This window comes from Gordonia sp. (in: high G+C Gram-positive bacteria) (assembly GCF_047602025.1).
Classification (GTDB): Bacteria; Actinomycetota; Actinomycetes; order Mycobacteriales; family Mycobacteriaceae; genus Gordonia.
In genome coordinates this window covers 1,667,877-1,691,612 of sequence record NZ_JASGII010000001.1, presented here as the reverse complement: position 1 = coordinate 1,691,612, position 23,736 = coordinate 1,667,877, and the positions used below count along the sequence as shown (strand labels likewise).

Sequence of the window (23,736 nt, the reverse complement as noted above, 5' to 3'; positions counted from 1 at the left end):
CGGACATGACCGTCGTGCGGAGCTTTGCCCCGTGGATCACCTATGCGATCGTCGCGTCGTTCAGCGACACGTCGTGGCGCTGGGGCGCGGTCGCCGCAGTCGTGGTGGGCCTGGCACTGATCCTGCAGGACCGGCGCAGCGGCGTGACGCCCGATTCGCAGATCCTTGAGATCAGCGCCGTGATCTTCTTCGTGGTCGTTGCGGTGATCGGCTTCGTCGCCCAGCACTCGGATTTCCACCGGTACGACAGCGTCTGCTCCTTCGCCTGGCTGGCGGTGACCGCGTGGGGCTCGCTGGCGATCGGCAAGCCGTTCACCGAGGGGATCGCCAAGCGCGAAGTGCCCCGCGAGTACTGGGGGAGCGAGAAGTTCAAGCGCATCAACCGGGTCATCACCGGGGCGTGGGCGTTGGCCTTCACCGCGGCGGCGCTCGCGCTGTGGCTCATCTTCGCCAAGGACTACGGCAACGTGGCCGACGGCGTCGTGCAGGTGGCCGCTTTCGTCCTGCCCATGTGGTTCACCGACTGGTACAAGGGGCGGGGAGCCGCCGCCGACGCGGAGATGACAGAGTAGATCCGGTTTCGACGGGAGGTCCGTCGACGAGATCGATACAGGGGTTTGTGCAGTGGCGGTGACGACGGACGGCAAGTCCTACGATCTGGTCATGTTCGACCTCGACGACACGCTGGCGGCGTCGAAGAGCCCGCTGACCGACGAGATGGTCGACCTCATGCGCCGACTGCTCGGCGAGGCGTCAGTGTGCATCATCTCCGGGGGCAACGAGAAGCAGTTCCGCAACCAGGTGTTGAACCGGATCGGCGACTTCGACGGCCTCGCGAACCTGCACCTCATGCCGACCTGCGGAACCCACTACCTGCGGTTCACCGACGGCGACTGGGAGACGGTCTACAAGGAGGACCTGACCGACGACCAGAAGGAGCGCGCCCTCGCCGTCGTCGAGGAGGGGGCCCGCGAACTCGGTCTCTGGGAGTCGAAGACCTGGGGGCCCATCCTCGAGGACCGCGGCAGCCAGATCACCTTCAGTGCCCTCGGCCAGCGGGCACCGGTCGACGCCAAGGCCGCCTGGGACCCGGACGGCCGCAAGAAGGAGTCGCTGCGCGCGTACGCCGCCGAGCGGCTGCCCGACCTGGAGGTCCGCAGCGGCGGCTCCACGTCCGTCGACATCACCCGCAAGGGCATCGACAAGGCCTACGGCGCCCGTCGCCTCATGGAGATGCTCGACCTGGGCACCGGCGACATCCTGTTCTACGGCGACCGCCTCGACGAGGGCGGCAATGACCGCCCGGTCAAGGATCTGGGGATCGACTCGATTGCCGTGCACGGCCACGAGGACACCGCCGAGCGCCTCATCGAACTGCTGTCGTCGGACGACTGACCGAAAACCACTCGTCTCCGGCGGTGCCCCGGCGCTAGGTTCAGACTTCCCCGATCCACGACCGCGGAAGGAGCCCCGGATGAACGCGAACGTCGAATACGGCGACCCCGACGTCGCCCTGCCCAACGAGATCCTGCGCTCCGTCGTCGGCAGCGGGGTCCACGGGATCGCCATCGCCGGCACCGACGACCACGACGAGATGGGTGTCTACGTCGAGCCGCCCGAATACCGCCTGGGCGTGCGCGATCGTCGCGACGACTACATCTGGCGCACACAGCCCGAGGGCGTCCGCAGCGGGCACGGCGACACCGACCTGGTCCTGTATTCGCTGCGCAAGTACCTGCGCCTGGCGATCAAGGGCAATCCGACGGTGATGCTGCCGCTGTTCGCCCCGCCGGAGTCTGTCGTTCTGACGACGCCGCTGGGCGACGAGCTGCGCGACATGCGGATGGCGTTCCTGTCGCAGGCGGCCGTCGAACGGTTCCTCGGCTACATGCACTCACAGCACGAGCGGATGCTCGGCCAGTCCAAGCGCAACGTGCCGAACCGGCCGGAGTTGATCGCCAAGTACGGCTGGGACGTCAAGTACGGCAGCCATGCGCTGCGCCTGGCCTACCAGGGGCACGAGATCGCCCGTGACGGGCGACTCACCCTGCCGCTGCCCGACGCGCAGCGCGAGCGCGTGCTGGCCGTCAAGCGCGGCGAGATTCCGCGCGCCGAGGTCTCCGCCGAGATCGCCGCCATCGAGGCCGAAGTCCGCGAACTCCTCGACACCGGGGCCACGCCGCTGCCGGAGCGCGTCGACCTCGATGTCATCAACGCGTGGTCCGTCGACGCCCACCGGCGACACTGGGGGTGGGTCTGATCCCCCGGGGTCAGGCCGCCCGCAGGCGGTGGCGCAGCGTGGCGACTTCGTGGGCGGTCAGACCCAGGCCGCGTCGCACGTAGCCGTCGATGCTGCCGTAACGGGAATTCGCCTCGCCGATCGACTCCCGCAGCCAGCGCAGGGTGACACCCTCGGAGCTGCCGTCGCGGGCCTGGCGGAACTTGTTCGACGCGAGATAGTCGCGCTCGACCGTCGCGCGGTCCACCCCGGCGATGGTCAACAGCAGTGCCGCCGTCCAGCCGGTGCGGTCCTTGCCCGACGTGCAGTGGAACAGGGCGGCCCGGTCGCGGCCGAGGGTCGAGGAGATCAGACGCAGGGCGCGGGCGAACCCGGCGCGGGCGCCGGCGTCGGTGACGAAGAACTTGTAGGCCGAATCGAGGTCGATGTTCTCCAAGACTTCGGCGCCGAAGATGTCCACGACGTGCTCGCGGGCGCGCACCGGACCGCGGTCGGGCTGAAGGGCGCGCTCGGGCAGCGTGCGCAGGTCGACGACGGTGGCCAGCCCGCGGGCGGCGAGCTTGCGCCGGTCCCGATCGGTCAGGTGGGCCAGGGTGTCGCTGCGCATGACGCGCGGGGTGATCGACGCGCCGTCGACGGTCCGGTAGGTCGCGAACGTGCGGGTGTTCTTGGTTCCGGTGAGCGCGACCAGGCGCGGGTCGTTCTTCATGGCCGGGGCCGGCACGGCCATCGCGGCCGGGGCCACCAGGCCGGTGAAGGTGAGGGAAGCGGCGAGGAGAGGGGCGCCCAGGCGCCGGGGGAGGGTGCGCATGGTCCGACAATAACCGGCGCTGCCCGGTTTCGCGCTATCGGGCGTTTGCGCCGCGACGGTCAGCGCAGCAGCGCGGCCCGCAGCGCGTGCACGTCCTGCGGCGTCAACCGCAAACCGACCCGCACATAGTTGTCCCAGTTGCCGTACAGGGCGTTCGCGTGCTGGAAGGCACCGCGCATCCAGGCCACGTCGACGCCGTCGTGCTGCGCCTGGAAATCAGCCTCGATGGTCTCCATCGGAGCATCGAGCAGGCGCAGGATCAGTGCCATCGCCCACCCGGAACGATCGCGGCCGGCGGTGCAGTTGATCACCGTCGTGCCGCCCGCCCGTGCGGTCTGCGTCAGCTTCAGCACCATGGCGCGCCACGCGACGAGAGCGCCGGGGTTGTCGACGAAGGTCTGGTACATCCCCGGGAAGTTCGAGTAGCCGGAGAACGGGGCCAGGCGCATCACGTCGGCGACGAAGAGCGGGGCGAAGGGCACCGCCACGTCGGGGCGCATGGCGCGCTCGGGGTCCGAGCGCAGGTCGATGATGCTGCGCACGCCCAACTGGGCGAGTTGCTGCTGTCCGACCGGGGTCACCTGGCTCAGGTCGCTGCTGCGAAACACCTTGCCGGAGATGCCGCGACCGCCGTTGGTGGTGTAGGTGGCCAGGCCGCGGGTGTTGAACGCGCCGTCGACCTTCACCCGGTAGGGCGCCGGGGCGGCGTCGGCCGGCGCGGCGGTGAGCGCCGTGGTCGCCGGGGTCAGCACCAGCGCGATCGCGGCGGCGGCGGACAGCAGGCGGCGTCGGCGCGCCGGTCGGACGGTCGTGAGCATGGGACTAATCTAGTGAATCAACCTGCAAGAGTCCTAAGAGAGGCCTGGAAACGGTGTCCGAGTTCGCCCCGCTGAAGGTGCAGTTGGTCGCGTCGACCCAGTTCACCGCACCCGACGTGCCGTGGAGCACCGACGCCGACGGAGGCGAGGCGCTCATCGAGTTCGCCGGTCGCGCCTGCTACGAGAGTTGGGACAAGCCGAACCCGCGCACCGCGTCGAACACCGGCTACCTGCGGCACGTGCTCGAAGTCGGGCACACGTCGTTGTTCGAGCACGCCACCGCCACTTTCTACATCACCGGGATCTCGCGGTCCTGCAGCCACGAATTGATCCGCCACCGGCACTTTTCGTACTCGCAACTGTCGCAACGATTCGTGCCGGAGCACGATTCGAGCGTCGTCGCACCGCCGGCGATCCGCGGCGACGCCGAACTCGAGGCGATGTTCCTCGCGGCGACCGAGGAGAGTCGGGCCGCCTACGTCGAACTCCTGGCGAAGCTGGAGGCCAAGTTCGCCGACGTGCCCAACGCGATCCTCCGGCGCAAGCAGGCACGACAGGCGGCGCGCGCCGTGCTGCCCAACGCGACTGAGACCAAGATCGTCGTCACCGGCAACTACCGGGCGTGGCGCCACTTCATCGGCATGCGGGCTACCGAGCACGCGGACGTCGAGATCCGCGAGCTCGCCGTGGCGTGTCTGCGACAGCTGACCGAGCTCGCGCCCACGGTGTTCGGCGACTTCGAGATTTCGCCGCTTCCGGACGGCACCGAAGTGGCCACCTCGCCATTCGTTCTCGAGGGGTGAGCGGGTAGCCTTGGCCACTATGAGCGCAGGTGAGACCCCGACATCCGAGCGTGCCTTCGGCACGATCGGCGTCGCCATGGTGACCCCGTTTTCCGCCGACGGCCGGTTGGACCTCGACAAGGCCGCCGAGTTGGCCGTGCACCTCGCCGACAAGGGCGTCGACAGCCTCGTCCTGGCCGGCACCACGGGTGAGTCGCCGACCACCCAGCCCGAGGAGAAGCTCGAGGTCATGGCCGCGGTTCGCGACGCCATCGGTGGCCGCGTGAAGATCATCGCCGGCGTCGGCACCTACGACACCGCCGAGAGCGTCGTGTTCGCCCAGAACGCGGCGAAGGCCGGCGCGGACGGTCTGCTCGTCGTCACCCCGTACTACTCGAAGCCGCCGCAGGCCGGCCTGCTCGCGCATTTCACCGCCGTCGCCGACGGCACCGACTTGCCGGTGATGGTCTACGACATCCCGCCGCGCTCGGTCGTGCCCGTCGCCGACGACACCATGCGCAAGCTCGCCGAGCACCCGAACATCGTCGCGGTGAAGGACGCCAAGGGTGATCTGACCGCCGGTGCGGAGATGATCGAGGCGACCGGGCTCGACTACTACTCCGGCGACGACGGACTGAACCTGCCGTGGTTCTCCGTCGGCGCCGTCGGTTGTGTCAGCGTCATCGGCCACCTGGTCGCCGACCGGTTGCGCGACCTACACATCGCGGTCGGCAACGGCGACCTGGCCAAGGCCCGCGAGCTCAACTTGTCGATGGCCCCGCTCTACCGGGCCATGTCGCGCCTGGGCGGCGTCACCCTGGTGAAGGCCGCGCTGCGCATCCAGGGCCTCGACGTCGGCGACCCGCGTCTGCCGCAGGTGCCCGCGACCGGCCCCCAGATCGAAGAACTCATCGTCGACCTGCGTGACGCGGGCGTCCTGGCATGACCGACGAGCCGGTCCGCCGCCGACGGCGCAGCGCCAGCCGGCAGGCCGGTCCGCCCGCCGAGCCGGCGCCCGCCCCTGAACCGGACGTGCCCGCCGGCGAGGTGCCGGTGGAGACGCTGGCCGTCGAGCAGTCCCACGCCCAGCCGTCGGGCAGCGCCGGCAACGGTGGTGGGGCGACGGCCGACGGTGGCGGGCAGTCGCGCAAGGGCAAGAACCGCAAGAACAAGCGCAAGAAGTCCGGGGGCGGCGGGGGAGCGGCGGCCGCCGGCGCACTGCCCGTCGACCGGCTCGGCCTGCCGCCGAAGCTGCCGACCGGCGGCCTGCGCGTGGTGGCCCTCGGCGGCATCGGCGAGATCGGCCGCAACATGACGGTCTTCGAGTTCGACGGCCAGCTGCTCATCGTCGACTGCGGCGTGCTGTTCCCCGAGGACGCCCAGCCCGGCGTCGACCTGATCCTGCCGGACTTCCACTACATCGAGGACCGGATGGACGACGTCGCCGCCATCATCCTCACCCACGGGCACGAGGACCACATCGGCGCCGTGCCGTTCCTGCTGCGCCTGCGCGGCGACATCCCCGTCGTCGGCTCCCGGTTCACCCTGGCGCTCGTCGCGGCCAAGTGCCGCGAGCACCGGCAGCGCCCCAAGCTGGTCGAGGTCGCCGAGGGCCAGCGCACCCAGCACGGCCCGTTCGACTGCGAGTACTTCGCCGTCAACCACTCGATTCCCGACGCGATCGCCGTCGCGATCCGCACGCCGGCCGGACTGGCGCTGCACACCGGCGACATCAAGCTCGACCAACTGCCGCTCGACGGCCGGCTCACCGATCTGGCGGGCTTCAGCCGGCTCGGCGACGACGGCGTCGACCTGTTCCTCGTCGACTCGACGAACGCCGAGGTGCCCGGGTTCGTCACCCCCGAGCGGGAGATCGGCGTCGTCCTCGATCAGGTGATCGGGCAGGCGCGCCAGCGCGTCATCGTCGCGTCCTTCGCCAGCCACGTGCACCGCATCCAGCAGATCGTCGACGTCGCCGACCGACACAACCGCCGCGTCGCCTTCGTCGGCCGGTCGATGGTCCGCAACATGCAGATCGCCCAGGACCTCGGCTACCTCTCGGTGCCCGACGGCGTCATCGTCGACCTGGACACCGCGGCGTCGCTGCCCGACGACCGCCTCGTCCTCATCTCGACCGGTTCGCAGGGCGAGCCGCTCTCGGCGCTGTCCCGGATGGCCCGCGGCGAACACCGGCAGATCAACATTCGTGCCAACGACCTGGTGGTGCTGGCGTCCTCGCTCATCCCGGGCAACGAGAACTCGGTGTTCGCGGTCGTCAACGGCCTCGTGCGCCGCGGTGCCAAGGTCATCACCCAGCAGAGCGCGAAGGTGCACGTCTCCGGCCACGCGTCGGCCGGCGAGCTGCTCTACCTCTACAACGCCGTGCGGCCCACGAACGCGATGCCGGTGCACGGCGAGTGGCGCCACCTGCGCGCCAACGCGGCGCTGGCCGAGGCGACCGGCGTCGACCCGGACCGCATCGTGCTGGCCGAGGACGGCGTCGTGGTCGACCTGGTCGACGGCCTCGCCGAGATCGTCGGCCGGGTCCCGGTCGGGCACGTCTACGTCGACGGGCTGTCGGTCGGCGACGTCGGCGAGTCGACCCTGTCCGAGCGCCTGGTCCTGGGCGAGGGCGGATTCATCGCGATCACCGTCGCCGTCGACGCGGCCACCGGCAAGCCGGTCTCCACGCCCGAGGTGTCCGGCCGCGGCTTCTCCGACAGCCCCGACGCGCTCAAGGAGGCCGCCGAGGTGGTCAACAACGCGCTCGACGTGCTCTCCAGCGAGGGCATCACCGATGCTCATGCCGTCGCGCAGGCCATCCGCCGTGCGGTGGGCCGCTGGGTCGCCGAGACCTACCGGCGTCGGCCGATGATCGTCCCAACGGTCCTCGAAGTGAACCAGTAGCCCGCACATCACAAATCCGACACGACGCGCTGGTACCGGTGTTGCGTGAGTGATTGTTGTGACTGGCGGTACTAAGCTTCGCCCCATGGCTTCGAAGGCACCGACTCGGTCTTCCGCGCGCTCGACCGCTACCCGCGGCACGACCGGAAAGACCAAGGCAACCAAGTCCGGCACCACCCGGACCAAGAACACCCGCACGACCACCGCCCGCACCGGCTCGGCGCGCAAGAGCGCGCCCGCCAAGGGCAACAGCCGCGGCGGCACCGGCCGGTCGCGCGCCGCGTCGAACGCGTCGGTCGACCTGCACCGCCCGAAGGCGAGTGCGGCGGTCGGGCACGGCATCGCCACGGCGTGGGGCCTCGCGGCCCGCGGCGTCGGATCGGTGGCCCGGATCGGCAGCTCGTTCGAGACGCCCGTCGACGACCCGGACGTGTACGGCGAGCAGCCGGCCGTCGAGCCGGACGGTCGCCGCGACTCGATCGCGCTGATCCTGCTGGTCCTCGGCAGCGCCCTTGCCGCCGCGGTCTGGTTCCGCGTCGCGGATCCGGTCGGGCCGATGTTCGACGGCCTGATCCGGGCCGCCGTCGGCGTGGGCGCCTACGCGGTGCCGGTCTTTCTGCTGGCCGCCGCGCTGGTCCTGATGCGCCACCCCGCCAATCCGCCGCGCCGGCCCCGCCTGTTCGTCGGGTTCGCGCTGGTCGCGATGTCGATTCTCGGTCTGGTCCACCTGATCCTCGGCCAGCCGGTCGACGTCGACGGCCGCAGCGGCGCGGGCGGCTTCCTCGGTTACGCCGCCGGCACCCCGCTGAGCAGCGGGATCACCGTGTGGCTGGCCGTGCCGCTACTGGTGCTGATCGGCCTGGGCGGCGGCGTGCTGATGAGCCGCCACTCGTTCCGCGACCTGTTCGACGCGGCCCGCGGCTACCTGGGGATCGGCACCGGTGTCGGCAGTTACGGCGTGGTCGGCGCGGATGATTTCGCCGACGGCGAGTACGAGGACTACGACGAGTACGACGAATACGAGGACTACGACGAGTACGACGACGGCTATGCCGACACCGTCGGCTACGACGCGGAGTCCCCGGTCGGGGTTCCGGCCGCCTGGGACGACGAGGCCGTCGACGACGGTTATGACGCCGGGTACGCACCCGCACCGCGGCGCGCCCCGACGCCGCACGACAACTACCCGCCGGACGGCGCGGCCGCGCGGATGCCGGCTCCCGTCGACCCGCTCGACGACCCAGACTTCGCCAACCAGGCGACGATGGCGATCGGCGACGAGGTCACCGAGCCGATCGGTACCGTGGCGCCCGCCGCCAAGAAGCCGCGCAAGCGCGCCTACCGCCTCCCGCCGGCCAAGCTGCTGATCGACGGGGATCCGCCCAAGCGCGGCGGCCGTGCCAACGACGAGATGATCGACCGGATCACCGGGGTTCTCGACCAGTTCAAGATCGATGCGGCGGTGACCGGCTACACCCGCGGTCCGACCGTCACCCGCTACGAGGTCGAGCTCGGTCCGGCGGTCAAGGTGGAGAAGATCACCGCGCTCCAGCGCAACATCGCCTACGCCGCAGCGACCGACAACGTGCGCCTGCTCGCACCGATCCCGGGCAAGTCCGCCGTGGGCATCGAGGTGCCGAACGCCGACCGTGAGATGGTCCGCCTGGCCGACGTGCTCAAGGCGCCCAAGACCCGCAAGGACAAGCACCCGCTGGTCATCGGTCTCGGCAAGGACATCGAGGGCGACTTCATCACCGCGGATCTGACGAAGATGCCGCACCTGCTCGTCGCCGGTTCGACCGGCTCCGGCAAGTCGAGCTTCGTCAACTCCATGCTGGTGTCGATCCTGGCCCGGGCCACCCCGGAGCAGGTCCGCCTGATCCTCATCGACCCGAAGGTCGTCGAGCTCACGCCGTATGAGGGCATCCCGCACCTGATCACTCCGATCATCACCAAGCCCAAGAAGGCCGCGGCGGCCCTCGCCTGGCTGGTGGAGGAGATGGAACAGCGCTACCAGGACATGAAGGCGGGTCGAGTGCGCCACATCGACGACTTCAACGCCAAGGTCCGTTCGGGTGAGATCAGCGCACCGCTGGGCAGTGAGCGCGTCTACGAGCCGTATCCGTACATCCTGGCGATCGTCGACGAGCTCGCCGACCTGATGATGACCGCGCCCAAGGACGTCGAGGATGCGATCGTCCGCATCACGCAGAAGGCGCGCGCCGCCGGTATCCACCTGGTGTTGGCCACCCAGCGCCCGTCGGTGGACGTCGTCACCGGCCTGATCAAGACCAACGTGCCGTCGCGGCTGGCATTCTCCACCCAGTCGGTCACCGACTCTCGTGTCATCCTCGACCAGCCGGGTGCGGAGAAGCTCATCGGCATGGGCGACGGATTGTTCCTGCCGATGGGCGCCAGCAAGCCCATCCGCCTGCAGGGCGCCTACATCAGCGACGAGGAGATCAACGCCGTCGTCGAGTTCACCAAGGAACAGGCGCAGCCCGAGTTCGTCGACGGGGTCACCGAGGCCAAGGCGGGCGAGAAGAAGGACATCGACGCCGACATCGGGGGCGACCTCGACGATCTGCTCCAGGCGATCGAGCTCGTCGTCAGCAGCCAGCTCGGCTCCACGTCGATGCTGCAGCGCAAGCTGCGCGTCGGTTTCGCCAAGGCGGGCCGCCTGATGGACCTGATGGAGACCCGCGGCATCGTCGGGCCGTCGGAGGGGTCCAAGGCCCGCGAGGTCCTCGTGAAGCCCGAGGATCTGGCCGGCACGATCGCGCTGATCACCGGCGGTGCCGACGCCAACGGCGCCGACGCGTTCTGATCCCTATACTCGGCACCGTGAACACACGGATGACACGCAAGGGCGCCGGCGCCGCGGCATTGGCCGTGGCCCTGGCCGTCGTCGGCTGCGGCGCGCAGGACGACTCGGCACATGCGACGCCGCCGCTGATCGGCGGACCGGGCGTGATCGCCCCCGTCACGCTGTCGATCGGGGACCTGCCCGGCCGCACGGTCGACCTGCGGGCGCGCCAGGTGCTCAACATCAACGTCCCCGACGCCGACGTTACCGCCTACCGCGGTCGCGTCGCCGACCGGCGCATCGCCTCGTTCACGCCTGGCCGCGCCCTCCCGGCCGCCCAGGGCGGCGCGCGATTCAACCCCGGCGTCAAGGCGCTGGCACGCGGCCGGACCGCGGTGACGCTCACCAAACCGGGGCGCGCCCCGGTGCGCTTCGTCGTCCGCGTGCACTAGCGCCGACTCGGGTAGACTCGGGAGCACGATCAGGAGGGGAGTATCCCCTCGCACGGCGCTCTCGTCAGTACGGCGCCTGTGATCACCGGGCGCCGATCGCCCGCGATCACAGAGCCCGGGACGCCGGTCCGCGGCCGCGGATGGGAGAGACCTCCAGCATCGCATCCGTTTGTGTTGCGCGCTGGAGGAGATTCGTTGCACATCTCAGCACTCACCTGGGGCATCACCTGCGCGGTGGTCCTCGGCTTATTCGTCTTCGACTATTTCGCCCACGTCCGCGTCCCACACGAGCCGACGCTGCGCGAATCGGGCTTCTGGACCGCGGTCTACATCTCCATCGCCGTCGTCTTCGGGCTGTTCGTGTGGTGGCAGTGGGGCGGCCACTACGCCGGCGAGTACTTTGCCGGCTATGTCACCGAGAAGGCGCTCTCGGTGGACAACCTGTTCGTCTTCGTCGTCATCATGGCCAAATTCGCCGTGCCGCGGATCTACCAGCAGAAGGTGCTGCTGCTCGGCATCCTGATGGCGCTGGGCATGCGCGCGGTGTTCATCGCCGCCGGTGCCGCGGCGATTGCCCGCTACAGCTGGGTGTTCTACCTGTTCGGGCTGATCCTCATCCTCACCGCGATCAACATGCTGCGCGACGACGACGGCCCCGCCGAGAGTCGCATCGAGCGGTTCGCCAAGCGATACCTGCGCACCGCGGAGAACTACGACGGCGACCGCCTGTTCACCCGAATCGACGGCAAGCGACTGGCGACGCCGCTGCTGCTGGTCCTGGTCGTCATCGGCGTCACCGACCTGCTGTTCGCCTTCGACTCGATCCCGGCGATCTACGGGCTCACCCAACAGCCCTACCTGGTCTTCACCGCCAACGCCTTCGCCTTGATGGGTCTGCGGCAGTTGTTCTTCCTGATCGGCGGCATGCTCGACCGGCTCGTGTTCCTGTCGTACGGACTCGCGTTCATCCTCGGCTTCATCGGCGTGAAACTGATCCTGCACGCGCTGCACGAGAACAGCCTGGGCTTCCTCAACGGCGGACGGCCGATCCCGGTGCCGGAGGTGTCGACCGGGCTGTCGCTGGCAGTCATCGGGCTGACGCTGGTGATCACGACGGTCGGGAGCCTGGCGTATTCGCGCCGGCATGACCGCGCGCCCTGAACCCGCGCCGGCCTAGTCGGCGTCGGGCAGGTCGTGGGCCTCGTCCAAGACCGCCAGCATGCGGGTGTTGCCCAGGGTGTTCGGCTTCACGTACGAGAGGTCGAGGAACTCGGCGACACCGGTGTCGTAGGACCGGCACATCTCCTCGAACACCTCGCGGGTCACCGGGGTCCCCTCGATCTCCGTGAAGCCGTGGCGGGCGAAGAACTCGGTCTCGAAGGTCAGGACGAAGACGCGGTGCAGATCGAGGTCGCGGGCCTCGGCCATCAGGCGGGCGACGATGCGGTGGCCGATGCCCCGGCCGGAGTGGGCCGGATCGATGGCGACCGTGCGGACCTCGCCGAGATCGGACCACAGGACGTGCAGGGCGCCGCAGCCGACGACCCGCGGCCCACCCGGCCCCGGCACCTCGGCGACCCAGAACTCCTGGACCGACTCATAGAGGGTCACCAGGTTCTTGGCCAGCAGGATCTTGCCCGCGTAGACGTCGATCAACTCCTTGATCCGCGGCACATCCGAGGTGCGGGCGCGCCGGACCGCGGCGGGGCCGGGGTCGGAGGGAGCCGTCATGGATGAACAGCGTAGTCGGGCATCGACGACACCCGCGTGTTTGGCCCGACCGCAGCGGCCCGTCGGCCGACGGCCCCGCTAGGCTGACACCGTGGAGATTCGCGAGGGCGCCGACGCTGCGCGTGCGGCAAGCACGCCGCCGTCCGGCGACACCGAAGCCGCGGCCGCTCCCTCGGTGTGGAACATCGCGAACTACCTCACGGTGCTGCGGCTGGCCCTGGTCCCCGTCTTCGTCGTCGTGCTCTTCATCGACGACGGAAAGTCGACGCCGTGGCGCCTGGCGGCCTTCGCGATCTTCGTGTTCGCGGCCATCACCGACCAGGTCGACGGTCGTCTCGCCCGCAAGTACGGGTTGGTCACCGACTTCGGCAAGATCGCCGACCCGATCGCCGACAAGGCGCTGATCGGGGCCGCGCTGGTCGGCCTGTCGGTGTTGGGCATCCTGCCCTGGTGGGTCACCGTCGTCATCATCACCCGCGAGATCGGCGTGACGCTCCTGCGCTTCTGGGTGCTGCGCCACGGCGTGATCCCCGCCAGCCGGGGCGGCAAGCTGAAGACGATGCTCCAGTCGATCGCGATCGGCCTGTACCTGTTGCCGCTGCCGGACCCGTGGCCGTGGGCGGCGCACGTCGTGATGGCGGCCGCGCTGATCGTCACGGTCGTGACGGGGATCGAATACGTGTATCAGGCGCTGTCGTTGCGCCGCGGCGCCGAGAGGACGGAATGACCCAGCAGCCGATGACCGACCCGCTCGCCCGCGGGACGGTGGCAGAGCAACTGGTCGCCGCCCTGTACCAGCGCGGACAGACCGTCGCGACGTCCGAGTCGTTGACCGCCGGACTGATGTCGGCGACGATCGCCGGGGTCCCCGGCGCCAGCGCGGTCCTGCGCGGCGGCCTCGTCGTGTACGCGACCGACGCCAAAGCCGCCGTCGGCGGGGTCGATCCCGCGGTGCTGGCCGTCGACGGGCCGGTTGCCGCGAGCACCGCACGGCAACTGGCGGTGCAGGCGGCACGGAATTTCGACGCGGACTGGGGCGTTTCACTGACCGGTGTGGCCGGCCCCAGCGACCAGGACGGCCATGAACCGGGAACCGTCTTCTGTGCGATCGCCCGACACCGGGCCCTGTCCGACGAGGTGTTCCCGGCCCACCACTGGCAGCTCGGCGGCGACCGCTGGGAAATTCGACTAACCTCGGTCGCATACGCGCTACAGGAGTTGCTGACGATGGTGCGCGAGACCAAGGAGGCTTGATGGCCGAGCAGAACGTGCTGCTGCGAGAGGTGCTGGGCGCCGGGTTGCGCCACGCGCGGACCGAGCAGCACCGCACCCTGCGGGAGATCTCCAGCGCCGCGCGGGTGTCGCTGGGCTACCTGTCCGAGGTCGAGCGCGGACAGAAGGAAGCATCGAGCGAACTACTCGCCGCGATTTGCGATGCGCTCGACGTCGAACTCGCCGATCTGCTGATCGACGCGGGGACGTCGCTCCGTGCCGAGGAGACCGTCTCGCCGGTTGTCGTCGCCGCTGCGCGCTCGGGCCATTCTGGTCGGCTCGCCGCCGCCTGACCCGGCGGCGCGATAGATTTGAGTCATCGGCGCACGTGGGTGACACCGCGCGCCGCCGCACCGAAACGAGAGAGTGAAGACAGATGGCCAACCCGTTGGTGAAGGCGTGGAACTACCTGAGGGCGTGGGGCAACGCCACGATCGATGACAAGGCGGATCCCAAGATCCAGATCCAGCAGGCGATCGAGGACGCACAGCGCCAGCATCAGGCGCTCTCGCAGCAGGCGGCGGCGGTCATCGGCAACCAGCGCCAGCTGGAGATGAAGCTGAACCGTCAGCTCGAGGACGTCGAGCGCCTCCAGGCGAACACCCGCCAGGCGTTGACCCTCGCCGATCAGGCGGCAGCGGCGGGTGACACGAAGAAGGCGACCGAGTACACGAATGCCGCGGAGGCCTTCGCCGCGCAGCTGGTCACCGCCGAGCAGTCGGTCGAGGACCTCAAGACCCTGCACGACCAGTCGCTGCAGGCGGCCGCGGAGGCCAAGACCGCGGTCGAGCGCAACGCGATGATGCTGCAGCAGAAGCTGGCCGAGCGGTCCAAGCTGCTCACCCAGCTCGAGCAGGCGAAGATGCAGGAGCAGGTCAGCGCCTCGCTGCAGCAGATGAGCGAATTGAGCGTGCCGGGCAACACCCCGAGCCTGGACCAGGTTCGCGCGAAGATCGAGCAGCGCTACGCCAATGCCCTCGGCTCGGCCGAGCTCGCCCGCAACTCGGTGTCGGGCCGGATGGCCGAGGTCGAGGCGTCGAGCACGAAGCTCGCCGGCCATGCCCGCCTGGAGCAGATCCGCGAGAGCATGAAGGAACTGCCCGAGGGGCAGGCCGGCAAGAAGAGCCCTTCGCTGGAGAAGAAGGCCGCCGACCCCGAGAAGGGCTGACCCCGCGCCGTGCGCGCAGCCCTCGTGGCCGGTGATGAGGCCGGTCACGCGTTTCCCGCATTCGCCCTCGCGCAGCGGCTGACCGCCGCCGGCCACTCCGCCGTCGTCTTCACCGGTCGACGCTGGTCGGGCGTCGACCTCGGCGCGGCGGAGGTCGCCGAGCTGCCCGGTCTCGCGGCCGCCGATGACGACGACGACGCGGACGCCGGCGCGAAACTCAGCACCCGGGCCGCGCGCATGGCCACGGCCCTCGCCCCGGAATTGGCCGGCAGATTCGACGTCGTGATCGGCGACGTCATCACCAAGGCCGGCGGCTGGGGCGCCGAACTGGCCGGAATCGGGTGGGTCGAGCTCTCCCCGCATCCCCTCTACGAACAGTCGCGCGGCCTGCCGCCCATCGGGATGGGGCTGGCGGCCGGAACGACCGCGGGCGGACGACTGCGCGACCGCCTGCTGCGCGCCCTGAGTGCGCGCGCCGTCGCCGCCGGTGACCGGCAGCGCCGGTCCGCGCGCGAATCGGTCGGCCTGCCCGCCGACGAGCGGCCCGCCGCCCGCCTGATCGCCACGCTGCCGGCGCTCGAGGTCCGCCGCCCGGACTGGCCGGCCGACGCGCACCTGGTGGGCCCCCTCCTGTGGGAGCCGACCGACGTCTTTTTCGACGTCCCGCAGTCGCCGGGGCCGCTCGTCGTCGTTGCCCCGTCCACCGCGGCGACCGGTCGGGGCGATCTCGCCGACACCGCACTGCGCGGGCTCGCCACCGATGTGCTGGGGCGGCCGGCCCGGGTGGTGCTGTCCGGCCTGGGCGTGGCCTCGGCCGCCGACCTGCGCGACGGCGCGGGGGCGGGGGTGGCCGCGCTCGTCGCCGGCACCGGTCGTCAGGACGAGGTGCTGACGAAGGCGGCCGTCGCCGTGTGCGGCGCCGGCCACGGGATGCTGGCCAAAGCGCTGGGAGCCGGCGTGCCGGTGGTGATGGTCCCCGGCGGCGGTGATCAGCGGGAGTTGAGCGCCCGCGTGGCGCGCCTCGGCGCCGGCGTGGTGGTGGCCGACCCCGATCCCGAACAGATCGCGGACGCGGTGCGACGTGTACTCGACGACCCCGGATTCTCGGTCGCGGCGCAGCGGATCGCCGCCTCTGGCACGTCGACGGTGGACCCGGTGCGGGTCGTCGAGCGGGCCGCGGCCGCCGGTCTGTCGTAGGCTCGCCGGTATGCGACTCACCGACTTCCACGAGCTCATGGCCGAGGAGTTCGGGGAGCAGGCTGCCGCATCGATGCTGGTCGACCACGTGTTGACCGACCTCGGCGGACGCACCGGGGCGCAGGCGATCGACGACGGCGTCGACCCGCGCGACGTGTGGCGCGCGCTTTGCCGCGATTTCGACGTCCCCCGCCCCAAGTGGTGAGACACGCCGCGGCGTGTCGGTGACGAACAGACGTTCGAACCCTGTGTAATCTCGGCGGTGGAACCGAACAACGACCGCAGCGCGTCAAAGATCTCAAGGGGTCTGTCAGACCCCGCCGATACCGTGGCGCACGCAGATCAACCGAGTACGCAGACCACGCGCACCGCCAGGACAAGGAGACATCATGGCCGCCGCTTCGCAGGATCGTGAGAAGGCATTGGATCTGGCGCTCGCCCAGATCGACAAGAACTACGGCAAGGGCTCGGTCATGCGACTGGGCGAGGAGACCAAGCAGCCGATCGAGATCATTCCGACCGGCTCGGTGGCCCTGGACATCGCCCTGGGCATCGGCGGCCTGCCGCGCGGCCGCGTCGTCGAGATCTACGGCCCGGAGTCGTCGGGCAAGACGACCGTCGCACTGCACGCGGTCGCCAACGCGCAGGCGCAGGGCGGCATCGCCGCGTTCATCGACGCCGAGCACGCCCTCGACCCGGACTACGCCGCCAGGCTCGGTGTGGACACCGACGCCCTGTTGGTCTCGCAGCCCGACACCGGTGAGCAGGCCCTGGAGATCGCGGACATGCTGATCCGCTCGGGCGCGCTGGACATCCTCGTCATCGACTCGGTGGCCGCACTGGTGCCGCGCGCGGAGATCGAGGGCGAGATGGGCGACAGCCACGTCGGCCTGCAGGCCCGCCTGATGAGCCAGGCGCTGCGCAAGATGACCTCGGCGCTGAGTAACTCGAACACCACCGCCATCTTCATCAACCAGTTGCGCGAGAAGATCGGCGTCATGTTCGGCTCGCCGGAGACCACCACCGGCGGCAAGGCGCTCAAGTTCTACTCGTCGGTGCGCCTGGACGTGCGCCGCATCGAGACGCTCAAGGACGGGACCGACGCCGTCGGCAACCGGACCCGCGTGAAGGTTGTGAAGAACAAGGTCGCCCCGCCGTTCAAGCAGGCCGAGTTCGACATCCTCTACGGCGAGGGCATCTCCCGCGAGGGCTCGCTGATCGACCTGGGGGTGAACGAGGGCTTCATCCGCAAGTCGGGCTCGTGGTTCACCTACGAGGGCGACCAGCTGGGACAGGGCAAGGAGAACGCCCGCACCTTCCTCAAGGAGAACCCGGACATCGCCGACGAGATCGAGAAGAAGATCAAGGACAAGCTCGGCGTCGGCACCGGCGGACCCGTCCCGGCCGCTGCCGAGGACGAGCTCGATCCGGACGCCCTGGCGCCGGCCCCCGTCGAGTTCTAGGCCCCGCCGTGCCCGAGGACGCCGGCACGGAAACGGCGCCCGTCGACCCCGACGGGCGCCGCAAGGTCTCCGCGTGGGATGCCGCGCTGCGGTTGTTGGGCGTACGGGCCCGCAGTCGCAGCGAGATCCGCGAGCGCCTGGTCAAGCGCGGCTTCACCGCCGACGAGATTGATGCCTGCCTGGCCCGGCTGGATAAGCACCACCTGCTCGACGACGAGGAGTTCGCGCGCGAGTGGGTGCGCTCCCGCGGCGAGTATTCGCGGCGGGGGAGCGTCGGCCTCCGGCACGAGCTGCGCGCCAAGGGCGTCGACGAGACAGTCGTGGCCGCCGCCCTGGCGGAGGTGGACCCGGACGACGAACGCCGTCGGGCCACGGAGCTGGTGGAGCGCAAGCTGTCGTCGACGAAGGCCGACCTCGGCGAGCGCGAGGTGCGCGACTCGATGACCCGACGGCTCACCGGCATGCTGTTGCGCCGCGGCTTCCCGCAGGGCGTCGCCATCGATGTGGTGCGCGAGCAGGTGCGCCGCTATTCGGAATCGGCTGCCTGATCAGGACGCGCTGCGCAGCCGCCGCTCGAGCCGGGTGGCGAAGGCGGTGAGCGAGAAGTTGATCGCGATCATCACCAGCGCAACCACGATCAGCGCCGGCAGGTAGTTGCCGTAGAACGAGGCCGACATGATGCCCGACCGGACCACTTCCACGTATCCGATCATGTAGCCGAGCGCGCTGTCCTTGAGTGCGATCACCATCTGCGAGACCAGTGCCGGCAGCATCGCGGTGACGGCCTGGGGGAGCAGGATCAGCCGCATCTGCTGCGACTTGCGCAGGCCGAGCGCCGTTGCGGCCTCCCCCTGGCCGGCGGGCAGCGAATTGATGCCCGAGCGCAGGATCTCGGCGATGACCGTGCCGTTGTAGAGGGTGAGGCCGGTGACGACGGAGGCGAACGCGAGCTGTGAGGGCGGGACCAGGCCGTACTGCGCGTACAGGTAATAGGTGAACAGGATCAGCAGCAGTACCGGGATCGCCCGGAACCCCTCGGTGAAGGCGCCGCAGAACCAGCGCACCGCCCGGTGGTCGGAGAGCCGCCCGATGCCGAGCAGCGCGCCGAGGACCAGTGCCGCGACAATCGAGACCGCGGCCGCCTCGATGGTGCCCCACAGCCCCGGGAGGATGTAGACCGTCCACGTCGAGGCGGTGATGAACGGCCGCCACATGTCTGCGTCGAGTTGGCCGCGGTCGGCCAGGCGGGTGATCACCCAGGCGGCCATCGCCGCCAGGACCAGCAGGAACACCGCGGCGACGATCGCGTTGCGGATGCGCGCCCGGCGCCCGGGCGCGTCGTAGAGAACGGTGGCCTGGCTCATCGTCGCACCGCATAGCGCTTGGCCAACCAGCCGAAGACGAGGCCCTCGGTGAGGGTGATCAGCATGAAGCCGACCGCGATGATGGCGAAGATCGCCAGCACCAGGTTGGCGTGGTTCTCGATCTGCGTCTTCATGAGCAGGGCGGCCTCGCCGACGCCGATGACCGACGCGATGGTGGTGTTCTTGGTGAGCGCGATCAACACGCTGCCCATGGGCGCGATGACGGCGCGCAGCGCCTGCGGCAGCACGATGATGCCGAACACCTTGGTGAAGCCGAGGCCCAGGGAGCGGGCGGCTTCGGCCTGTCCGATCGGGACCGTGTTGAACCCGGCGCGCAGCGTCTCGCACACAAAGGTCGCCGTGTAGAGGACGAAGGCGAGCACGGCGAGCCAGAAGTTGTTGTTCGCCACGAAGTGCGGGCCGTCGGGCGCCAGCGCTATGCCGAGGTTGGTGTAGAGGCCCAGGGAGCAGAACAGCACGATCAGCGTCAGCGGGGTGTTGCGGACGACGTTGACGTAGCCGGTGCCGAAGGCCCGCATCACGGGAACGGGGGAGACGCGCATGCCGGCGAGCACCACGCCCCACACGAGAGCGCCCACCGCGGACAGGGCCGTCAGTTTCAGCGTGGTGGCGAAGGCCGGCCAGATCGCCGGCGCCATGTCGGACCAGAGCGCGTTCATCGGGCGGCACCCGTCGGACAGGGCTGCGTTGGAGCGTCGACGAACCCGAGGTCGCCGGGCACCGGCAGGAAGCCGAAGCGGGACCCGGGGGCGTCGGCGCGCCGGATCATCGCGTCGACGGTGCCGTCGCCGATCGATGAGCGCAACGCCTTCTCCCAGGCGGAGGGCCCGCCCGGCACCGGCGCGAGCATGGCGCGCAGCGCTTCGTTGACCGCCGCGACGGACTCCGGTTGGCCCTTGGCCAGGCCGATGCCGTAGTGCTCGGTGGCGAACGGCCGACCCGCGGGGACGAAGCGGCCCTTGCCGTCGCAGGTGTCGCGCGGATACGTCATCGAGAGCACCTTCAGGCCGTAGTCGGGGAAGAAGTGCGCGTAGCCCGCGAGGATCACCTCGTCGGTGGTCAACGCGTCGACCTTGGCGTTGCGCAGCGCCTCGACGCACGACGAGTACGAGTCGAACTCCTGGAGCTGGACCGCGGGCAGCTGTCGCTTCACGTTCTGCGCGGGAGTCGAGCCGGATACCGAGCACAGCCGACGCTCCGGGTTGTCTAGGTCGGTGAGCGTCGACACCGCCGACCCCTCGCCGCGGACCAGCAGGCCCTGGTAGTTCACCAGGTAGGGGCCGGCGAAGTCGACCTTCGCAAGGCGGGCGGCGTTGATCGAGTAGGTGGCCGCGATCATGTCGACCTCGCCGTAGCTGATGAGCGCCTCCCGTTGGGCCGACGGGGTCTCGCGCCACTTGATCTGCGGATGGGGCACGCCGAGGCGGTCGGCGATGTGATTGACCACGAAGGTCGAGACCGCGGGGTCGAAGCCGACGATCTCCCGCCGCACCGGGTCGCGGAGGCCGAGGCCGGGCTGGTCGAACTTGGCGCCGAGAATCACGTGGCCGGACCGGATCGAGGCGAGCAGGTCGCGGGGGCTGCTGCCGCACCCCGCGAGCAGCGTGGTCGCGAGCGACCCGGCCACGACGGCGGCCATCAGGCGGGCGGCGGTGCGAACGCGCATCAGTGGTCCAGGATCTTCGAGAGGAAGTCGCGGGCGCGGTCGGTGGCCGGTTTGGTGAAGAAGGTCTCCGGATCGGCGTCCTCGAGGATCGTGCCGTCGGCCATGAAGACCACCCGGTCGGCGGCTTTGCGGGCGAAGCCCATCTCGTGGGTGACGACGACCATGGTCATGCCCTCCTTGGCGAGCGAGACCATCACGTCGAGCACCTCGTTGACCATTTCCGGATCGAGGGCCGATGTCGGCTCGTCGAACAGCATGACCCGCGGTTCCATCGCCAGCGAGCGGGCGATGGCGACGCGTTGCTGCTGGCCGCCGGACAGCTGCGCGGGGTGCTTGTCCCGTTGGGCCGCGACGCCGACGCGTTCGAGCAACTCCATCGCCTTGGCCTCGGCCTGCGCCTTCGGCTGCTTGCGCACCTTGATCGGGGCGAGGGTGACGTTTTCGAGGATCGTCTTGTGGGCGAACAGGTTGAACGACTGGAACACCATGCCGACTTCGGCGCGCAGCGCGGCCAGGGCGCGCCCCTCGTCGGGCAACAGGGTGCCGTCGAGGTAGATCTCGCCGCTGTCGATGGGCTCGAGCCGGTTGATCGTGCGGCACAACGTCGACTTGCCGGATCCGGACGGGCCCAGCAGCACGACCACCTGTCCGGCCGGGATGTCGAGCGTGATGTCCCGGAGCACGTGCAGATCGCCGTAGTGCTTGTCGACGTGTCGCAACGAAACCATCGGGACACCTGATGTCATAACCGATCACCCTAGTACCCGCGCGGGGGACACGGCAGGGCAAGCGGCCGCGCCCGATATCCTGGACGGCGTGAGTATCGACAGCCCCGATCCGCAGACGCGCCGCTACGAGGTGCGCACGTTCGGCTGTCAGATGAACGTGCACGACTCCGAACGGATCTCCGGGCTGCTGGAAGAAGCGGGCTACGTGGCCGCCGACGAGGGGGACGAGCCCGACCTGGTCGTGTTCAACACCTGTGCGGTGCGGGAGAACGCCGACAACAAGCTGTACGGCAACCTGTCGCACCTGGCGCCGGTGAAGCGCCGCAAACCGGGCATGCAGATCGCCGTCGGCGGGTGTTTGGCGCAGAAGGACAAGTCGACCGTTCTGGACCGGGCCCCGTGGGTCGATGTCGTCTTCGGCACCCACAACATCGGGTCGCTGCCCGCGCTGCTCGACCGGGCGCGGCACAACGACGAGGCGCAGGTCGAAATCCTCGACTCCCTCGAGACCTTCCCGTCGACGCTGCCGGCGCGCCGCGACTCCGCGTACTCGGGCTGGGTGTCGGTGTCGGTGGGCTGCAACAACACCTGCACGTTCTGCATCGTGCCGTCGCTGCGCGGCAAGGAGACCGACCGCCGACCGGGCGACATCCTCGCCGAGGTGCAGGCGCTCGTCGACCAGGGCGTGCTGGAGGTGACGCTGCTCGGCCAGAACGTCAACGCCTACGGGATGTCTTTCGCCGACCCCGACCAGCCGCGCAACCGGGGCGCGTTTGCCGACCTGCTGCGCTCCTGCGGGTCGATCGACGGCCTGGAGCGGGTCCGCTTCACCTCGCCGCACCCGGCGGAGTTCACCGACGACGTGATCGATGCGATGGCCACCACGCCCAACGTCTGCCCGCAGCTGCACATGCCGCTGCAGTCGGGGTCGGACCGGGTGCTCAAGGCGATGCGCCGCTCGTATCGGCAGACGAAGTTCCTCGGCATCCTCGACCGCGTGCGCGCCGCGATGCCCCATGCCGCGATCACCACCGACATCATCGTCGGTTTCCCGGGGGAGACCGAGGAGGATTTCCAGGCAACCCTCGACGTCGTCGAGGCCGCGCGGTTCAGCTCGGCCTTCACGTTCCAGTACTCGCCGCGGCCGGGCACGCCCGCGGCGACCATGCCCGACCAGGTTCCGCCGGACGTCGTGACCGAGCGCTACCAGCGGCTGATCGAGTTGCAGGAACGCGTCTGCCTGGCGGAGAACGAGACCCTCGTCGGGACCGACGTCGAGCTGCTGGTCACCGCCGATGCCAGCCGTAAGAGTGCCGAGCACCACCGGCTCACCGGTCGGGCCCGCGACGGGCGCCTCGTGCACTACGCGCCCGGCCCGGTGGGCGAGGCGCCCGGGGCGAAGATCCGACCGGGTGACATCGTCACGACGTCGATCACGGCTGCGGCGCCGCACCACCTGATGGCCGACGGCGGCGTGGTCACCATCCGCAACACGCGCGCCGGCGACGCCCACGAGGCCGATCAGCGACCGGTAACGGCGCCGAGCGGCGTCGGTCTGGGCCTGCCGACGATCGGCGCCCGGCCGGCCGATCCGGTGGCGACCGGGTGCTCGACCGGCGGCTGCGGCTAGACCTTCAACCGATGGGACACGATGTGAGCAAGGATCCGATCGACCCGACCAGCGGGTTCGCACAGTTCGAGGACGACCTCCGCAGGGCGGAGCGCAAGGTAGCCGGGGAGATCGACCCCGGAGCCCGCGCCGTCGTCGTCGCGGCGGCCGTCCTGGTGGCCGGTGTGTCGTTGGCCCTGCCGCACGTCGCGAACGAGTTCTTCAGTTTCCGGGGAGCGGTCAGCGGCTTCGACGTCCTGAGCTTCGACGAGAAGGCACAGGCCGCCAAGATCACCATCACCTCGCGCGTCTTCGTCTACCTGCTGCTGATCTTCGGCGTGCTGTTCTCGGCGCTGGCACTGATCACCCGTCGCTGGGTGCTGTCGTGGATCGCGCTGTGCGGCTCGATGGTCTCGGTGGTCGCGGGCACGTTGGCGTGGTGGACCCGGAACACGCCCGGCCTCGATGCCCAGATCGGTTCCGACGGCAAACCCCTACCGCCCGTGCAGGGCGTCGGCATCGGCCTCGTCCTCGGTTTGATCGCGGTGATCGTCCTGTCCTTCCACTGGGCGCGCGTCGTGTGGGCGCGCAACGCCCTGCAGTTGTCGTTGGAGGCGCAGCGTCGCGACGCCGCCTTGGCCGAAGAGGAGCGGATGCGCCGCCTGGCCGATCCGGTCCAGCACGACGAACCCGAGGACTAGC

General features: G+C 69.8%; 26 protein-coding genes. 19 read left to right on the top strand and 7 right to left on the bottom strand.

From position 1 onward, the window contains the following. Nucleotides 1-5: 5 nt before the first annotated feature. The 3 genes from QM728_RS08400 to QM728_RS08390 all read left to right on the top strand — a co-directional run bounded on the left by QM728_RS08400 (nt 6) and on the right by QM728_RS08390 (nt 2,260). Nucleotides 6-572, top strand: a complete 567-nt coding sequence (locus tag QM728_RS08400; protein ID WP_415031572.1) for a hypothetical protein — start codon at nt 6-8, stop codon at nt 570-572. A 52-nt stretch (nt 573-624) separates the two neighbouring features. Continuing rightward, nucleotides 625-1,395 (top strand): HAD-IIB family hydrolase, encoded by a 771-nt coding sequence (locus QM728_RS08395; protein WP_415031571.1) that lies wholly within the window; start codon nt 625-627, stop codon nt 1,393-1,395. A 79-nt stretch (nt 1,396-1,474) separates the two neighbouring features. After that, complete coding sequence (locus QM728_RS08390; protein ID WP_415031570.1) at nt 1,475-2,260, top strand: DNA polymerase beta superfamily protein; 786 nt, start codon at nt 1,475-1,477, stop codon at nt 2,258-2,260. 10 nt (nt 2,261-2,270) lie between these two features. On the opposite strand, the gene QM728_RS08385 is transcribed toward QM728_RS08390, so the two are convergent. Together QM728_RS08385 and QM728_RS08380 are read right to left on the bottom strand one after the other, a co-directional pair. Beyond that, the gene (locus QM728_RS08385) at nt 2,271-3,050 is read right to left on the bottom strand and encodes a tyrosine-protein phosphatase (RefSeq protein WP_415031569.1); all 780 of its coding nucleotides are present in this window, start codon (nt 3,048-3,050) and stop codon (nt 2,271-2,273) included. A 59-nt stretch (nt 3,051-3,109) separates the two neighbouring features. Further along, on the bottom strand, nt 3,110-3,868 hold the full coding sequence (locus QM728_RS08380; protein ID WP_415031568.1) for a tyrosine-protein phosphatase: 759 nt from the start codon (nt 3,866-3,868) through the stop codon (nt 3,110-3,112). A 53-nt stretch (nt 3,869-3,921) separates the two neighbouring features. Between QM728_RS08380 and thyX the strand changes: the two genes are divergently transcribed. The 6 genes from thyX (at nt 3,922) to QM728_RS08350 (ending at nt 11,976) form a co-directional block, all read left to right on the top strand. Further along, complete coding sequence (gene thyX, locus QM728_RS08375; protein ID WP_415031567.1) at nt 3,922-4,671, top strand: FAD-dependent thymidylate synthase; 750 nt, start codon at nt 3,922-3,924, stop codon at nt 4,669-4,671. 19 nt (nt 4,672-4,690) lie between these two features. Then, on the top strand, nt 4,691-5,596 hold the full coding sequence (dapA, locus tag QM728_RS08370) for a 4-hydroxy-tetrahydrodipicolinate synthase (protein ID WP_415031566.1): 906 nt from the start codon (nt 4,691-4,693) through the stop codon (nt 5,594-5,596). Further along, entirely contained in the window at nt 5,593-7,557 is a 1,965-nt protein-coding gene (locus QM728_RS08365) for a ribonuclease J (protein ID WP_415031565.1), read from the top strand. The genes dapA and QM728_RS08365 overlap by 4 nt, the downstream gene beginning before the upstream one ends. Before the next feature lie 85 nt (nt 7,558-7,642). Beyond that, nucleotides 7,643-10,384, top strand: coding sequence for a DNA translocase FtsK 4TM domain-containing protein (locus tag QM728_RS08360; RefSeq protein ID WP_415031564.1), 2,742 nt, complete (start codon nt 7,643-7,645; stop codon nt 10,382-10,384). A 17-nt stretch (nt 10,385-10,401) separates the two neighbouring features. Continuing rightward, nucleotides 10,402-10,815: a hypothetical protein gene (locus QM728_RS08355; RefSeq protein ID WP_415031563.1), complete on the top strand. Its 414-nt coding sequence runs from the start codon at nt 10,402-10,404 to the stop codon at nt 10,813-10,815. Nucleotides 10,816-11,010: 195 nt separating this feature from the next. Next, on the top strand, nt 11,011-11,976 hold the full coding sequence (locus QM728_RS08350; RefSeq protein WP_415031562.1) for a TerC family protein: 966 nt from the start codon (nt 11,011-11,013) through the stop codon (nt 11,974-11,976). 12 nt (nt 11,977-11,988) lie between these two features. Here the strand turns inward: QM728_RS08350 and QM728_RS08345 are convergent, their stop codons facing one another. Next, nucleotides 11,989-12,546, bottom strand: coding sequence for an amino-acid N-acetyltransferase (locus QM728_RS08345; RefSeq protein ID WP_415031561.1), 558 nt, complete (start codon nt 12,544-12,546; stop codon nt 11,989-11,991). Between the two features lie 91 nt (nt 12,547-12,637). On the opposite strand from QM728_RS08345, the gene pgsA reads away from it, so the two are divergent. From pgsA to QM728_RS08305, 8 genes are all read left to right on the top strand, one after another. Beyond that, on the top strand, nt 12,638-13,273 hold the full coding sequence (gene pgsA, locus QM728_RS08340; protein ID WP_415031560.1) for a CDP-diacylglycerol--glycerol-3-phosphate 3-phosphatidyltransferase: 636 nt from the start codon (nt 12,638-12,640) through the stop codon (nt 13,271-13,273). Nucleotides 13,274-13,284: 11 nt separating this feature from the next. After that, nucleotides 13,285-13,800 carry a CinA family protein gene (locus tag QM728_RS08335; protein ID WP_415032862.1) on the top strand — a complete coding sequence of 172 codons (516 nt, stop codon included), beginning with the start codon at nt 13,285-13,287 and terminating at the stop codon, nt 13,798-13,800. Further along, nucleotides 13,800-14,111, top strand: a complete 312-nt coding sequence (locus QM728_RS08330; RefSeq protein ID WP_415031559.1) for a helix-turn-helix domain-containing protein — start codon at nt 13,800-13,802, stop codon at nt 14,109-14,111. Before QM728_RS08335 ends, QM728_RS08330 begins: the two co-directional genes overlap by 1 nt. Before the next feature lie 83 nt (nt 14,112-14,194). Then, entirely contained in the window at nt 14,195-14,986 is a 792-nt protein-coding gene (locus QM728_RS08325) for a PspA/IM30 family protein (RefSeq protein ID WP_415031558.1), read from the top strand. 9 nt (nt 14,987-14,995) lie between these two features. Beyond that, on the top strand, nt 14,996-16,183 hold the full coding sequence (locus QM728_RS08320) for a glycosyltransferase (RefSeq protein ID WP_415031557.1): 1,188 nt from the start codon (nt 14,996-14,998) through the stop codon (nt 16,181-16,183). A gap of 10 nt (nt 16,184-16,193) precedes the next feature. After that, nucleotides 16,194-16,388, top strand: a complete 195-nt coding sequence (locus tag QM728_RS08315; protein ID WP_415031556.1) for a DUF3046 domain-containing protein — start codon at nt 16,194-16,196, stop codon at nt 16,386-16,388. A gap of 184 nt (nt 16,389-16,572) precedes the next feature. Then, the gene (gene recA, locus QM728_RS08310) at nt 16,573-17,646 is read left to right on the top strand and encodes a recombinase RecA (RefSeq protein WP_415031555.1); all 1,074 of its coding nucleotides are present in this window, start codon (nt 16,573-16,575) and stop codon (nt 17,644-17,646) included. Between the two features lie 8 nt (nt 17,647-17,654). Continuing rightward, on the top strand, nt 17,655-18,194 hold the full coding sequence (locus tag QM728_RS08305) for a regulatory protein RecX (RefSeq protein ID WP_415031554.1): 540 nt from the start codon (nt 17,655-17,657) through the stop codon (nt 18,192-18,194). On the opposite strand, the gene QM728_RS08300 is transcribed toward QM728_RS08305, so the two are convergent. Genes QM728_RS08300 through QM728_RS08285 form a run of 4 tightly spaced genes read right to left on the bottom strand, consistent with a single transcriptional unit; the run spans nt 18,195 to nt 21,425 of the window. After that, nucleotides 18,195-19,010 (bottom strand): amino acid ABC transporter permease, encoded by an 816-nt coding sequence (locus tag QM728_RS08300; RefSeq protein WP_415031553.1) that lies wholly within the window; start codon nt 19,008-19,010, stop codon nt 18,195-18,197. Beyond that, nucleotides 19,007-19,690: an amino acid ABC transporter permease gene (locus tag QM728_RS08295; protein WP_415031552.1), complete on the bottom strand. Its 684-nt coding sequence runs from the start codon at nt 19,688-19,690 to the stop codon at nt 19,007-19,009. The genes QM728_RS08300 and QM728_RS08295 overlap by 4 nt, the downstream gene beginning before the upstream one ends. Then, a complete protein-coding gene (locus QM728_RS08290; protein ID WP_415031551.1) occupies nt 19,687-20,697 on the bottom strand; it encodes a transporter substrate-binding domain-containing protein in 1,011 nt (336 codons plus the stop codon). The genes QM728_RS08295 and QM728_RS08290 overlap by 4 nt, the downstream gene beginning before the upstream one ends. After that, on the bottom strand, nt 20,697-21,425 hold the full coding sequence (locus tag QM728_RS08285) for an amino acid ABC transporter ATP-binding protein (RefSeq protein WP_415032861.1): 729 nt from the start codon (nt 21,423-21,425) through the stop codon (nt 20,697-20,699). The genes QM728_RS08290 and QM728_RS08285 overlap by 1 nt, the downstream gene beginning before the upstream one ends. Nucleotides 21,426-21,513: 88 nt before the next feature. On the opposite strand from QM728_RS08285, the gene miaB reads away from it, so the two are divergent. Together miaB and QM728_RS08275 are read left to right on the top strand one after the other, a co-directional pair. After that, the gene (miaB, locus tag QM728_RS08280; RefSeq protein ID WP_415031550.1) at nt 21,514-23,055 is read left to right on the top strand and encodes a tRNA (N6-isopentenyl adenosine(37)-C2)-methylthiotransferase MiaB; all 1,542 of its coding nucleotides are present in this window, start codon (nt 21,514-21,516) and stop codon (nt 23,053-23,055) included. Nucleotides 23,056-23,066: 11 nt separating this feature from the next. Beyond that, nucleotides 23,067-23,735 carry a hypothetical protein gene (locus QM728_RS08275; RefSeq protein WP_415031549.1) on the top strand — a complete coding sequence of 223 codons (669 nt, stop codon included), beginning with the start codon at nt 23,067-23,069 and terminating at the stop codon, nt 23,733-23,735. Nucleotide 23,736: the final 1 nt, after the last annotated feature.

What these genes read in the sequence shown, in the direction of transcription:
- QM728_RS08335 (WP_415032862.1), top strand. Translation starts at nt 13,285, where the DNA reads ATGACCGACCCGCTCGCCCGCGGGACGGTGGCAGAGCAACTGGTCGCC.
- QM728_RS08400 (WP_415031572.1), top strand. Translation starts at nt 6, where the DNA reads ATGACCGTCGTGCGGAGCTTTGCCCCGTGGATCACCTATGCGATCGTC.
- dapA (WP_415031566.1), top strand. Translation starts at nt 4,691, where the DNA reads ATGAGCGCAGGTGAGACCCCGACATCCGAGCGTGCCTTCGGCACGATC.
- QM728_RS08330 (WP_415031559.1), top strand. Translation starts at nt 13,800, where the DNA reads ATGGCCGAGCAGAACGTGCTGCTGCGAGAGGTGCTGGGCGCCGGGTTG.
- QM728_RS08360 (WP_415031564.1), top strand. Translation starts at nt 7,643, where the DNA reads ATGGCTTCGAAGGCACCGACTCGGTCTTCCGCGCGCTCGACCGCTACC.
- QM728_RS08380 (WP_415031568.1), bottom strand. Translation starts at nt 3,868, where the DNA reads ATGCTCACGACCGTCCGACCGGCGCGCCGACGCCGCCTGCTGTCCGCC.
- QM728_RS08345 (WP_415031561.1), bottom strand. Translation starts at nt 12,546, where the DNA reads ATGACGGCTCCCTCCGACCCCGGCCCCGCCGCGGTCCGGCGCGCCCGC.
- QM728_RS08275 (WP_415031549.1), top strand. Translation starts at nt 23,067, where the DNA reads ATGGGACACGATGTGAGCAAGGATCCGATCGACCCGACCAGCGGGTTC.
- QM728_RS08385 (WP_415031569.1), bottom strand. Translation starts at nt 3,050, where the DNA reads ATGCGCACCCTCCCCCGGCGCCTGGGCGCCCCTCTCCTCGCCGCTTCC.
- QM728_RS08325 (WP_415031558.1), top strand. Translation starts at nt 14,195, where the DNA reads ATGGCCAACCCGTTGGTGAAGGCGTGGAACTACCTGAGGGCGTGGGGC.
- recA (WP_415031555.1), top strand. Translation starts at nt 16,573, where the DNA reads ATGGCCGCCGCTTCGCAGGATCGTGAGAAGGCATTGGATCTGGCGCTC.
- QM728_RS08390 (WP_415031570.1), top strand. Translation starts at nt 1,475, where the DNA reads ATGAACGCGAACGTCGAATACGGCGACCCCGACGTCGCCCTGCCCAAC.
- QM728_RS08290 (WP_415031551.1), bottom strand. Translation starts at nt 20,697, where the DNA reads ATGCGCGTTCGCACCGCCGCCCGCCTGATGGCCGCCGTCGTGGCCGGG.
- QM728_RS08285 (WP_415032861.1), bottom strand. Translation starts at nt 21,425, where the DNA reads ATGGTTTCGTTGCGACACGTCGACAAGCACTACGGCGATCTGCACGTG.
- QM728_RS08315 (WP_415031556.1), top strand. Translation starts at nt 16,194, where the DNA reads ATGCGACTCACCGACTTCCACGAGCTCATGGCCGAGGAGTTCGGGGAG.
- QM728_RS08295 (WP_415031552.1), bottom strand. Translation starts at nt 19,690, where the DNA reads ATGAACGCGCTCTGGTCCGACATGGCGCCGGCGATCTGGCCGGCCTTC.
- QM728_RS08300 (WP_415031553.1), bottom strand. Translation starts at nt 19,010, where the DNA reads ATGAGCCAGGCCACCGTTCTCTACGACGCGCCCGGGCGCCGGGCGCGC.
- QM728_RS08365 (WP_415031565.1), top strand. Translation starts at nt 5,593, where the DNA reads ATGACCGACGAGCCGGTCCGCCGCCGACGGCGCAGCGCCAGCCGGCAG.